The sequence below is a fragment of the Bacteroides reticulotermitis JCM 10512 genome (genome assembly GCF_000517545.1).
Lineage (GTDB): Bacteria > Bacteroidota > Bacteroidia > Bacteroidales > Bacteroidaceae > Bacteroides > Bacteroides reticulotermitis.
The window spans coordinates 1-13,190 of the sequence record NZ_BAIV01000023.1 but is presented as its reverse complement, the minus strand read 5'-3'; the positions used below and the strand labels follow the sequence as shown (position 1 = coordinate 13,190).

Sequence of the window (13,190 nt, the reverse complement as noted above, 5' to 3'; positions counted from 1 at the left end):
TATATACTGATTTTTAGATTAGTTTTAAAACTTCGTATCAAACCAAATCGCTAGCGGGAATATTTTCTCGCCGCCACCAATACTGGATGGGTTGCCATTTGTTGCATAAGTCATCTGACCGATCATAACTCCGTTGGCAAATCCGGCATCATCTTTCCATTTATCCGGATTAACAACAACAGACAAGTCGGTGTTGTTTACAAATGCAGCGGGTATGGACGTTTTGCCGATATTGTCATAGTAGGACAACGGAGCACGTGCACCTGTATTTACCGATGAAGAACCTATGGCATTAAAGTATGCCGCCCATATGCTGTACATGAATGAGGTTTTCACCGTGGGTTGTCCGTCAAGGTGTGAAGCGGGTCCGTTGATGTTATAGAAATTGAATGTTCTGCGGTAGTCCATCAGGAATTGGCTTTGGTCGGCCGCTCCTGTAATAACAGGCGCAACAGAATTACCACCTGTACGTGGGTTCACTTGGAACGCAAATGGGGTATAGCTTACCGTTATTCCCTTGATAGCAGCCGAACAGTCTACAAATACAGGCGTTTTGACTGTAATCTCTCCAGCAGTACCTTTACCGGTAGTCGCACTAACTACAACTACGAAGCATTTAGCATCAATCCATCCGCCAGTAAATGTGAGTGTACCATGCTCGTCGATTTGTGTACTTCCTCCGGAGAAACTTTCGGTTGCAACTTCCCAAATAACTTTTACATCATTCGGTAAATCGGTTTCCGCTACCGGAATAGATAGAGCTAGTAATTCAGCCTTGGAATTTACACGATGTTGACTTGCATAAGCTTTGGCAGGTGCCAAGTTCAGGTTATTTCCCCAATGGATGTAAGTGAAATAATATGGGTTCTTAGCTACGTTCAGTTTAAATGAAGCCTGCTTTTCGTTCTTGCTGTTTTTAGCCAGTACAGTGACTGTATGCGAGCCCACCGGAATCGAGTTGCCTTTGGTAGCAGTTATCTTTCCGCTGTGACTGTCAATAGTCAGTGCACTTAGTTCTTCCGGCAGATTGACGAATGAATAACTTACTTCATCACCGTCTATTACGGCTACAGAATGTTCGAATGCGGTAGCCTGAATGAAATCCTCGGTATTGTTGTACGAGAAGTTATCAATCGGGTGGATAAATGCAACAATGTTGATGGTATATACATTTTCAAAGTCGGCAGTTCCGAATTTGTTGGTAGCGGTAACCGTAACTTCACATTTATCGTCAATCGCCAAGCTATTGTTTGCGTCTAAAGTTAAGACACCTGTTGTCGGGTCGATAGAGATAGGCGCAGTGGACGGAGATTTCGATTTAATGCTATAAACCAAATCATCAACGGAACCGATAAATTCCGGAGAAACCGATACATTGCCTGTTCCTACTTCTGTACGAACAGAATTAGGGGTATAAACCAATGATAATGGTTTTGAGGTTATATCGATCTCGAGTGCGTTGGCAAAGATACCTTCTTCGGCTTCTTCATCTACTACGGCTGTTGTCAGTTTCAGATCGAGTACATATTTTCCAGGTTGAATGCCGGTTTGTCCTTTTACTACAGAAATCTCTCCGGTTGCAGAAATAGCAAAGAAGTCTTTGTTCTCAATCAACGCTCCATCTTTGCGAACGTTAGCAATGATGTATTTGCGGATGGAAATATGATTGCCATCTGTTTTGACTTGTGCAGTAGGAAGTATTTCTGTACTTTCTTCATCAATAATATCGCCATATTCCACTTCAATCTTATTAGGTTCTACGGTAATACCGTCGGGAACTGACTTCATCATATTTATGGTTAGAATGTCTTTAAACTCATAGTATTTGCCACTTGAATAGCAGGATATACTCAAGGAATACAAACCTACCGGCAAATCACTGGTGTTAGCGATAGTGATCGAACCTTTGTCACTATCTATCGCGAAGCAATCGGTGCTGTATACCTCACCATTTACTGTTATACGAGTGATAGCAAAATCGGAAGGGGTATTGCCAATATACGTGGGCCCGTCCAGATTAAAGTTCATAGAGGGACCTATGTCGGTTATGCCGGCATAGTGAAGTGCAAATTTAGTAGAATCGGTAGTTTCTGTATCTGTGCACGAAGTTGGGAGAGCACATAATACGACTACCATTAAGATTGCTAAGAATCTCGAAGTAATGTATTGCAATTTTAGTCTCATATTATGGGTCTATTAATTTAATGTATAAGATAAATTATAGGCTTTCTGATTAATTTTCACTTCTACGGAAGCACCGTTTTCGTGAAATGTTCCGGGCTGCTTGCCTTCGTTGTCCGTAAATTTCGCATCAATAATCAGGTTCTCTGCATCACTTGCAGCTCCAAATGGATGAATAACTGTGATGAAGCGAGCGGCTCCGCTTGCTGGCTTACGAGTGCTAACTTGATAGAATCTGCGTTGGCCCGATTTTTCTTGTAATTTGTTTGAAACGTATGTCGTATTCTCCTTTGCTTTATAATCCGTTGTTGTTTCTACAAAGGTTTTGAACAGCATATTATTATTGTCGGCGAATACGGTGTGGGCACCATACTGATAACCTGATACGTTCGCATCGATTACAACGTCTTCTTTTGTTGGGCATAAACTGAAGTTCAGGTTAACCAACGGGGTTGAACCGGCTCCATAACCTTCATCGACCAATACAAAGAACTCCTTGTTGACAAAGAATACTGCGCGGCGGTGTGTCAGGTCGCTGTAAGACTTGTTTTCTGTCACGAGAACGTCTACACCATTTTGACTATCCATCTTCAGAAATTTCCCGTTCATGTATCCGTCCGCTATATTTGCTTCCTCTCTGGTCATCGTGTTATGCATCTTAGTTGCGCGGAATGCTGCACGTTCGGCATTGCTTTCGGATGTTCCTCCGTAAGAATAAACACCTGCGTCCGGACAGAAGTTACGTCCGTTGCGATATAAACCGAATGTACCGTTATCGGGCTGACAGTGCCATTTATTATCCGGGTTGTTATTATTCTTTAGAATCATCTGGGTCGAATTCTTCCCCCATGCACTACGTAACATGTAATAACCGGATGCACTATATACTTGTATCAACTCAGCAGGTGCTTCTCCTTGTTTCCCTTCGGTTGCCATCCACTTAATTTCTGGATCATCCGGAAACATTTCAGCATACTGTCTGAGGTTTCTTAACAACACGTTTTTGGTATATGAAGCAGAACGCGTGTCATTAAAGTTGTCGATTGAATAGTCGGGATAAATAACGTCCATCACAAAACGTGCTGCCTTCTTCAATTGTTCTATATATGTAGAAGGGAACAAACTTAGCTTGTCGTTTAGCTGTGCAATCTGATAGATGTTGTAGAATCCGGATACCACTCCCAGGTGATAACTCGGATCTAATTCATTCTGCACGCCATCTGCTAAAAACTGTGCAGTGATTTGTTCCGTGATTCTCTGTGTTCCCTCATTCAGCCAATCTGCCGAATTTTTAAATTCGGGCATTAAGATCGCCGCTGTGGTGATGGCTTGTACCTGAGTAACATAAATATTGCTACCATCTGTATAGTAGTTGTTACGCACACATTCTACTTCGTCCGAGAATGCGGTGAGGAATGTTGAAAGCCATTCGGGTGTAAAGTTAGCCGATTGGATAAAATACGCCATTATATCAATCTGATCGAGTACGCGTTCGGCCGGTTGCAATGCATACCATTGTACGTTGTTCTTGGAAACCGTTCCTTCCGGAGCAGGGAAAGTGGTCAACCAATCAGAATATACGGTAATCCACGATTGGATGAACTTTTCGTCCTGAGTTATACGGTATGCTTTGGCTTGTGGAAGCATCCACTGGTGGCGATGCTTTTGTGACATGAATTCTTGATCGGTAATTCCTTTGGGTACAAATTCCCAGTCGATTTTCCCATCCTTAAGGAAAGAGTAATATACTTCTTTCCCGTTTTCTTCTGATTCTTTGAAATTACGGATATAGAAACGGTTATCCACTGCTTGCTCAGCTATGTTTTGATCAAACGGACTGATCCAGGGATTCAGAAGGTTAATATTCGGGTTAACAACATGCGTACGGTTTCTGTAGTATTTCAACAATTCATTAGCTGCATAGTAATGTTCACCGGCTTCATAATATTCTTTCACTTTCTCTAAACCGGGATAGTCTAAGTTAATCACATCGAAAATTTTGGAATTTACGACCTCATTCGGTTTCGGCTCTGGTAATAGATTTATATCTATATCTCCACCGGTATACAGATCTTCATCGTCATCAGTACATCCGGTAAATGCGAATAGAGCAAAAAGGCAAATAAAGAAGATGTTCTTCATACTTTATTAGGATTTAATTATTAAAAGTTATATTTCACTGATGGCAAATGTAGTTTGATTAATTATGTTTCCTGTTTTATCTTGTTTCTGCTTTGTTTAAAAATGGCTTTATGCTATTAAAAACGTTGAATTATATATTAGTATTGTTGAAAAGGTAAGTTATGCGCATTGATGAAGGCTTATAAGCTATCATAATGGTATGCAATGTGCTTGTATATCAAAGCCGTGGAAACAAATCCGTAAGGACTGGAATGAATGACATAATAAGATTTCACTACCAGTGAAACGTGAGCTTAAACATTCTAGTCTCTGTGTTGAAAATAGTTGAGCTTGTCTTTGTTTACCTTATCTTTTAAAATTATTAAGCGGTGTGCCAGCCAGTGCCAATGCACTGTCACAGTCGTGCCACCGCAGTGGCATAGTTGTGCCATCGCACTGTCACAGTTGTGCCAACGCAGTGGCACTGGCCGCGATACTGGATATCTCAGGAGGCACAAAAAGAGATTGGAAATAACTCTTCTTAGTTTTTATCCTTTTAATCTTTTGATGTACTCAGTTGGCAAGCATCCAAAATATTTCTTGAAACTGGTCGCGAAGTAGGAGGGAGTGTTGAACCCAACCATACTACTAACTTCCGCAACCGTGTAACGACCATCCTTTAATAACTTGGATGCTTCGTTGAAACGTACTTTTCGAATAAAATCAATTGTCGACTCACCGGTGATGGCTTTTAGTTTCAAATGTAGGTTTGAGCGGCTCATACCCATTTCACGGGCAAACTCATCTGTCGAAAACTCAATGTTATCCATATTCTTTTCCACAATCTTCATAGCACGTTTGAGTAAAGCTTCATCCATGGCGTTGAATGTTATCTTCTCCGGCTCGACTTCTAATGATTTGGAATATCGCTCGAGCATTCGCCGGCGTGTCCGCATCATGTTTTGTATCTTAGTGGTCAATATTGTGAGTGAGAAAGGTTTGGGTATATAGTCGTCTGCACCCATTTGTAAGCCTTCCATCTGATCCTTGATTTCTGTCTTGGCCGATAGTATCATTACAGGGATATGACAGGTACGTATATTCTGCTTCACGCTTTTACAGAGTTTGATACCATCCATAACGGGCATCATAACATCAGTAATAATGACGTCTATTTCACTATCCTTCAATATTTCTAAAGCTTCCTCGCCGTTGCCGACTTCCAGTGTGTTGAATAAGTCGGCAAGTCCGTTACTTAAATAGCGACGTATCTCAATGTTATCTTCTACAATCAGAATGGTTCCCCGTTTTTTATCGCTCGATTCTATAGCAGGATTGGCTACGCTCTCTGTGTCGATGAAGTACATCTCTCGGGAGTTAGTTGAGTAGACTTGATCCTCTTCGCTCTCCTCATCGGTAGAGGCTAGTTCGGAAGGTTTGTAACTGCTCGGATCTTGTGGGAGATATACGGAGAATGTACTTCCTTTTTCTTCTTCACTCGCCAGTTCAATGCGTCCGTGATGCAAGTCTACCAAGCGTTGGACCAATGAAAGGCCGATACCGCTTCCTACATGTTCGCTGTCAACTTGATAGAAACGTTCGAATATTCGGCCTTGCTTGCTCAGCGGAATGCCTATACCCGTATCACTGACTCTCAACAATAGCCAGCCTTTTTCTTCTTTCAATGTGACGGTGATGCTTTGTTCGCTTTTGGTATATTTAAATGCGTTCGATAACAGGTTGTTGACTATTAGTTCCAGATAGTTCGGATCGAATAAAACCTCCTTGTCGGCAAGTTCCGAATTCAGGGTATAATTAATCCTTTTATGGCGCGATAACTTATCGTAGAAGAGGAAATTCTCATAAATAAGCTCGTGGGCATTTCCTTTTTTCACTTTCAGGCTGAATACACCAAGCTCGGCCCGGCGATAGTCCATCAACTGATTGACCAAATGAAGTAAGCGATTGGCATTCCGTTGGATGTATTCCAACTGATTGCGTGTCCAACGGTCGCTAATCCGATTAACAATTTCCTGCAAAGGTGCGAGAATGAGCGTTAACGGTGTACGAAGCTCATGCGATATATTGATGAAGAAGCGCATCTTCATTTGGTTAATCTCTTCTTGATGCTCTTTATCCTTGCGTTCCATTTCTAGCTTTGTTTCCATACTTTTGCGCATCCAGAAGAAACGGAAAACAAATATGATGAAACCTGCGGTAATAACTACAAATAAAAGAGTCGCCCACCACGTTTTATACCATACGGGTAGGATTTTGATCTCCAATACCGTGGGTGTCGGGTTCCATTTCCCATCGCTATTGGCAGCTTTTACCAAGAAACGATAGGTGCCATGAGGTAGGTTGGAGTAAGAAACTGTGCGTTTGTCGTTCAGGTAATACCATTCTTTATCATATCCCTCGAGCATATAAGCAAAGGTGTTATGTTGCCCGGAAATATAATTGGAAACAACAAACTCCAGTGAGAATGCCGATTGCCATGATTTCAGCGTGATGCTTTCTGTCTCACTGATATTCTTGGATAATACACCGCTTTCATCGTCCGGGCGTACTGTCTTATTGAATAATTGCAGTTTGGTAATGACCACCGGAGGCGTATGCGGGTTGTCTTGCAGCAATTCCGGACGGAAAGTGGTGATACCATTGATACCACCAAACAACATTTGTCCGGTTGCTGTCCGGTAGTGTGACGATGTGAACTGATTACTTTGCAAACCATCTGATTCCGTGAAGTTACGGAATTGTTCTGTCTCCGGATTCAAACACGAAATACCCTGATTGGTACTCATCCAAAGGCGTCCGAAAGAGTCTTCAAGAATACCATAAACCACATTGTTGGGTAGCCCGTTGGCAGTGGTATATCGTTTCACTTTCTTTTCTTTTTCGGAGAAACTATATACACCTTCCCGTGTACCTATCCAGAATACTCCGTTGACCGCTTCGTATATACAGTTTACAAATGCCTGAAGCATGGAGTTGTCTGGGAGGATGAGCTCTTTTTGTAGTTTATCGTGTTGCTGGTTGTAGACCGATATTCCCTCTTCGCCGCCGATCCACAGTCGTTTGCGGGAGTCTCGGAACAATGTGGTGATTTGCTTAACTGAGAAAGGATTGCCATTTCTTTCTTTTTCGATGGTGGTGAAATCCCTCTTCTCCGGATTGAAAAGAACTAACGCGCTTAGTGTACCTAGCCAAATATTGCCTTCTTCATCGGGAAGAATGGCGTATACATTCTCATTCACTAGTCGGCTGTTCGTTTGATTGAAATGTTCCATTTTGCCGGTTTTCCGGTGAAGAATATTGAATCCTCCGGCGTGCGTACCTATATATACAGCGACTTTTGTTCGTCTACATATACGGCTTTAATATTGTTGGAAGCAATTCCTTTTTCATCTTTGCCTTCTCGCAGCATATAGTGGGTGAAGAGTTTTGTGTTGGGATTGTAAAGGTTCAATCCTCCGTCGTTGGTACCGATCCATAAATTCTTCTCTTTATCTTCCACAATGCAACTGACGACATTGTCGCTCAAGGAGTTCTTATAGGGAATATGCCGTATGTTTTTAAAACGATTGCGTATGGGATGATAATAATTCAGCCCACCAAAATAGGTCCCCAGCCACATTCCTCCTTGCGAGTCCATAAAGATGCTTCGAACCGAGCGTTGAGACAGACTTCCGCTTATCACCGGATTGCTGCTATAAGAAACGAACGAATCACTGCCCTCGTGGTAGATATTTAGATCATTAAAGGTTCCGATCCAAAGCCGATTCTGCGAGTCCATAGCTAACGAACGGATGTAGTTGGAGCTAATACTTTTCGGGTTGGAAGAGGAGTGGAGGTAGTTTTTTATTTCTTGAGTTTTCGGATTGATCAGAAAGAGACCTGCTCCTTCGGTGGCAACCCAGATGCGGGTAGGCGATTGTTGTAAAATGGCCTGAATCCTTTTTGTATCGAGTATCGGATTGACTTTCTCAAACTTTCCATTGGGGATGGAATAGCTGTACAATCCTTTTTCTTGCGTACCAATATAAATTTGTTCGCCGTGCTTATAGAGTGTAGAAGCGATTACCTGGTGCATTGCTGTGTTAAGGGCGTTGTCGATAAAGCGCTCTTCAGGTATATTGAATAAAGTCAGGCCGTTGGGCGTACTGACTAATAGTTTTTCCGGTGATATTTCTGCAATTCCATTAATTGGTAACTGTTTACCACTTTTCTTGTAGTAGTAATTCTTAAACTGATCTTTTTCTTCATCGTAGAAAGATAATCCGTCTCGTGTGCCGATCCATATACGTCCTTGACTATCGGCCTTTACAATGCGGGCAATGTCGGTGGAGATACTGTGCGGATTGGATTCATCATGTTGGTAGACCGTAAATGAATAACCGTCGTACTTGTTCACACCATCATAGGTCGCAAACCACATATTGCCCTGCTTGTCCTGATCGATAGAGAAAACCGTACTTTGCGATAAACCTTCGTTTAGAGATATATAGGAAAAATTGATTGGGTCTGATGCTTCAGAAAAGACGGGAGTGACTCCAAGGAGAAGTAAAACGAACAGATAGAATGTATTATTTTTAAGGATATTCATTTTCGGGGATGCAAAATTATTAATGGGCTCAAAGATAGTGATATCTTTTCAACTCCCCGTCGGTGGAAATGAAAACTAAATGTATTTTTATTTAAAAAGTCTGACCGAACGATCAGACTTTTAGACTTTTACAATTATTTGGATAAGTCTCCTATCTTGTCAAGGTTCTGTTGAATGTCTTCATCGCTTAACGCATAATTGACCAGATCGCCTGCCAGATATTTGTCGTATGACACCATATCAATCAGTCCATGCCCGGATAAATTAAATAGAATGACTTGCTCTTCCCCCGTCTCCTTACATTTGTTGGCTTCGCGAATGGCGGAAGCAATTGCGTGGCAAGATTCGGGTGCCGGAATGATTCCTTCTGCTTGTGCGAATAAACATCCTGCTTCGAACGACTCCAGTTGTTGAATGTCGACCGCCTCCATTAAGTTATCTTTCAGCAATTGAGAAACGATTACACCTGCACCATGGTAACGAAGTCCACCGGCGTGAATATGCGCGGGCGAAAAGTTATGTCCTAAAGTGAACATGGGGAGCAGGGGAGTATATCCGGCTTCATCACCAAAGTCGTATTGGAATTTACCTCTGGTCAGCTTGGGACAGGAAGCAGGTTCGGCAGCAATAAATCGTGTTTTCTTTCCTTCCAATATATTATGTCGCATGAAAGGGAAGGAGATTCCTCCAAAGTTAGAACCACCACCAAAGCAACCGATTACCACATCCGGATATTCGCCGGCCATTTCCATTTGCTTTTCAGCTTCCAAACCAATGATTGTTTGATGAAGCGTGACGTGACTGAGCACGGAACCTAGCGTATATTTACAATTTGGAGTTACTTGAGCCAATTCGATTGCTTCTGATATAGCAGTACCCAATGAACCTTGATAGTTGGGATGGGCAGTCAGAATATTTTTTCCGGCGCGGGTAGACATCGAAGGCGAAGCGGTGACTTGTGCACCGAATGTCTGCATAATGCTGCGACGATAAGGCTTTTGTTCATAGCTTATCTTTACCTGATAAACAGCAGCCTCCAATCCGAAGACCTTAGCGGCATAGGAAAGTGCGGCTCCCCATTGTCCGGCGCCGGTTTCAGTTGTAATATTCGTAACGCCCTCTTCTTTGCAATAATAAGCTTGCGCCAATGCCGAATTTAATTTGTGCGAGCCGATAGGGCTAACACTTTCGTTCTTAAAGTAGATATGCGCCGGGGTACCGAGTGCTTTTTCCAATCCATAGGCACGAACCAATGGCGTACTGCGATAGTACTTATACATTTCACGTACTTCTTCGGGAATCTCAATCCAGGCATCCGTCTGATTCAATTCCTGATGGCATAATTCCTTGGCGAAGATCGGATACATATCTTCCGGCTTCAAAGCTTCTTTTGTTCCAGGGTGTAGCGGTGGCAATGGTTTGTTTACCATGTCAGCCTGTATGTTGTACCAGTAATGTGGGATTTCTTCTTCTTGTAGGATATACCGTTTTCTTTTATTACTCATAATCTTGTGTTTTTTTTGTTTTTCGCTGCCAAATGTAGCCATTTTTTTTAAGACAAGGATGATTTTGTCAACAAAGAATCGGAATCAATTGTTATTTTAGCTAAGTTTGCAAAGAAGAATAAATAGGATGATATGAAGATTTATCATAAATTCTTGTTATACCAGAATAAATTACTGAGGCCCTATATACGTGTTTTATTGGGCTTAGTAGAAGTCTTAACCTATCTGGCCTCACTACTGTTGATTGTCAGTGTGGTTTATGAACATGGATTTCCTTTGTCTCCAAATGAAATAATAGGTCTGAACAGTGTTTACAAAGCTGTATGGATTATTTTTCTGATAGATGTTAGCTTACACGTTATACTCGAATACCGGGACACAAAAAAGAACTATCGAAATCTGGCGTGGATATTGAATGGTTTTTTGTTTCTGACCCTTATTCCGGTAATCTTTCATCGCCCGGAAGAGTCGGGAGCTATCTTGCACTTCTGGGACTTTCTGAATGGTAAATTCTACCATATCTTATTATTGTTGGTGCTCTCTTTCCTGAACCTGTCTAATGGTTTAGTACGTCTTTTAGGTCGGCGCACGAATCCGTCATTGATGTTGGCGGCGGGTTTCCTCACTTTTATTATCATTGGTACGGGATTGTTAATGTTGCCGTTGTGTACGGTAGATGGCATTACCTGGGTCGATTCCTTATTTACGGCTACGAGTGCCGTATGTGTCAACGGATTGGTTCCTGTAGATGTTTCAACCGCATTTACTCCTACCGGTCATGTTATTATAATCTTACTCATTCAGATTGGCGGACTAGGCGTGATGACGCTAACCAGCTTCTTTGCGATGTTCTTTATGGGGAACACTTCTCTTTATAATCAGTTGGTAGTACGTGATATGGTTAGTTCCAATTCGTTGGGCTCTTTGCTTTCTACACTGCTATATATACTTGGATTTACGTTAGTTATTGAAGGGATCGGTATGGTAGCTATCTGGTTCAGTATTCATGATACACTTGGAATGAGTTTTGACGACGAACTGGCTTTCGCGGCTTTTCACTCGATTTCGGCTTTCTGTAATGCCGGTTTCTCTACACTTCCCGGCAATCTAGGTAATCCGTTGCTAATGGATGGGCACAATTCATTGTATGTCTCGGTCTCGTTTCTGATTATTCTGGGGGGTATTGGTTTCCCTATCTTGGTTAACTTCAAAGATATTGTGTTATATCGTCTGCGGAATTTCTGGAAGATGTTGCGCACTCGTAAATTTGATAAGCATAATATGCCTCATCTTTATAATCTGAATACAAAGATTGTATTGATTATGACATTCCTACTGCTTACAATCGGTACTTTAGCTATTGCTGTTTTAGAGTGGAATGGCTCCTTTGCTGGAATGTCTATGACTGAAAAGGTGACTCAAGCATTCTTTAACGCGACATGTCCGCGTACGGCCGGCTTCACAAGTGTCGATTTGGCATCATTAAGTCTACAAACGCTATTGCTTTATCTGGCTTTGATGTGGATTGGTGGTGGTTCACAGTCTACAGCGGGTGGTATTAAAGTGAATACTTTTGCAGTGGTCTCATTGAATCTTGTAGCCGTATTGCGCGGGACAAATCGGGTGGAAGTTTTTGGACGTGAACTCTCGTCCGACTCGATCCGGCGTTCCAATGCGACAGTCTTTATGTCGTTGATCGTTCTGTTCTTATCTATTTTTATATTAAGTATGCTTGAGCCGGAAGCCTCGTTGATGGCTTTGGCTTTTGAGTGTGTCTCTGCACTGAGCACCACGGGAGCAAGTCTGAACCTGACTTCCAGTTTGGGTGATGTAAGTAAACTATTGGTCGCTTTTTTAATGTTTATCGGTCGCGTGGGACTTATCACATTGATGTTAGGCATTATCAAACAGAAGAAGAATTTAAAATATCGTTATCCAAGCGATAACATCATAATAAACTAATAAGTATGAAGTACATAATAATCGGTTTAGGTAATTACGGTCGTGTATTGGCTGAAGAACTTTCAGCTTTAGGGCATGAGGTCATCGGGGCGGATATCAGTGAAGGTCGTGTAGATAGCATTAAAGACAAAGTTGCTACAGCCTTTGTGATTGATGCGACAGATGAACAGTCTTTATCAGTACTTCCGTTGAATAATGTCGATATTGTGATTGTTGCCATTGGTGAGAACTTTGGGGCTTCTATACGTGTGGTAGCTCTCTTGAAACAAAAGAAAGTAGCTCATATTTATGCCCGTGCTATTGATTTGGTTCATAAATCGGTATTGGAAGCTTTTGATCTGGAGAAGATATTAACCCCGGAAGAAGATGCTGCTCGTGGCTTGGTGCAATTGCTTGACTTCGGTACTAGCATCGAGTCATTTCGAGTTGATGTTGAGTATTATGTTATGAAGTTTACCGTTCCAAAGAAGCTTGTAGGTTACTTTGTCAATGAATTGAATCTGGATGAAGAGTTCCGGCTGAAGTTAATTGGATTGAAGCGAGCAGACCAAATAACCAATTGCTTAGGTATATCGCTTATGGAACAGCACATCAAGAACGAACTTCCTGCAAATGAGAAAGTACAGGAAGGTGATGAACTGGTCTGTTATGGTAAATATCGCGACTTTCAAGCTTTCTGGAAAGCTATTTAATAGAGGTGTCTCCGTTCTTGGTAATTAGTTTAATAACCATTAAGAAAGTGTGGCATTGCCGAACACGGTTGTAGCTGTTTTTATTTTATATATACCGTATATGCTCCACTAGAGGCAAAA

At 41.8% G+C, this 13,190-nt stretch carries 5 protein-coding genes and 1 pseudogene; 2 read left to right on the top strand and 4 right to left on the bottom strand.

All coding sequences use genetic code 11. The features are described 5' to 3' along the window. Positions 1-24: 24 nt before the first annotated feature. The 4 genes and pseudogenes from JCM10512_RS13765 to JCM10512_RS13750 all read right to left on the bottom strand — a co-directional run bounded on the left by JCM10512_RS13765 (position 25) and on the right by JCM10512_RS13750 (position 10,416). Positions 25-2,184, bottom strand: a complete 2,160-nt coding sequence (locus JCM10512_RS13765) for a surface glycan-binding family protein (protein ID WP_044163953.1) — start codon at positions 2,182-2,184, stop codon at positions 25-27. 12 nt (positions 2,185-2,196) lie between these two features. Further along, on the bottom strand, positions 2,197-4,323 hold the full coding sequence (gene hepC / locus JCM10512_RS13760) for a heparin-sulfate lyase HepC (RefSeq protein ID WP_044163951.1): 2,127 nt from the start codon (positions 4,321-4,323) through the stop codon (positions 2,197-2,199). Between the two features lie 527 nt (positions 4,324-4,850). Further along, a pseudogene (locus JCM10512_RS13755) lies at positions 4,851-8,911 on the bottom strand (hybrid sensor histidine kinase/response regulator transcription factor). A gap of 134 nt (positions 8,912-9,045) precedes the next feature. Beyond that, on the bottom strand, positions 9,046-10,416 hold the full coding sequence (locus JCM10512_RS13750; protein WP_044164060.1) for a TrpB-like pyridoxal phosphate-dependent enzyme: 1,371 nt from the start codon (positions 10,414-10,416) through the stop codon (positions 9,046-9,048). Positions 10,417-10,548: 132 nt separating this feature from the next. On the opposite strand from JCM10512_RS13750, the gene JCM10512_RS13745 reads away from it, so the two are divergent. Both JCM10512_RS13745 and JCM10512_RS13740 read left to right on the top strand, forming a co-directional pair. Beyond that, positions 10,549-12,378, top strand: a complete 1,830-nt coding sequence (locus tag JCM10512_RS13745; protein ID WP_044163949.1) for a TrkH family potassium uptake protein — start codon at positions 10,549-10,551, stop codon at positions 12,376-12,378. Positions 12,379-12,383: 5 nt separating this feature from the next. Further along, positions 12,384-13,070, top strand: a complete 687-nt coding sequence (locus JCM10512_RS13740) for a potassium channel family protein (RefSeq protein WP_044163945.1) — start codon at positions 12,384-12,386, stop codon at positions 13,068-13,070. Positions 13,071-13,190: the final 120 nt, after the last annotated feature.

What these genes read in the sequence shown, in the direction of transcription:
- JCM10512_RS13765 (WP_044163953.1), bottom strand. Translation starts at nt 2,184, where the DNA reads ATGAGACTAAAATTGCAATACATTACTTCGAGATTCTTAGCAATCTTA.
- JCM10512_RS13740 (WP_044163945.1), top strand. Translation starts at nt 12,384, where the DNA reads ATGAAGTACATAATAATCGGTTTAGGTAATTACGGTCGTGTATTGGCT.
- JCM10512_RS13750 (WP_044164060.1), bottom strand. Translation starts at nt 10,416, where the DNA reads ATGAGTAATAAAAGAAAACGGTATATCCTACAAGAAGAAGAAATCCCA.
- JCM10512_RS13745 (WP_044163949.1), top strand. Translation starts at nt 10,549, where the DNA reads ATGAAGATTTATCATAAATTCTTGTTATACCAGAATAAATTACTGAGG.
- hepC (WP_044163951.1), bottom strand. Translation starts at nt 4,323, where the DNA reads ATGAAGAACATCTTCTTTATTTGCCTTTTTGCTCTATTCGCATTTACC.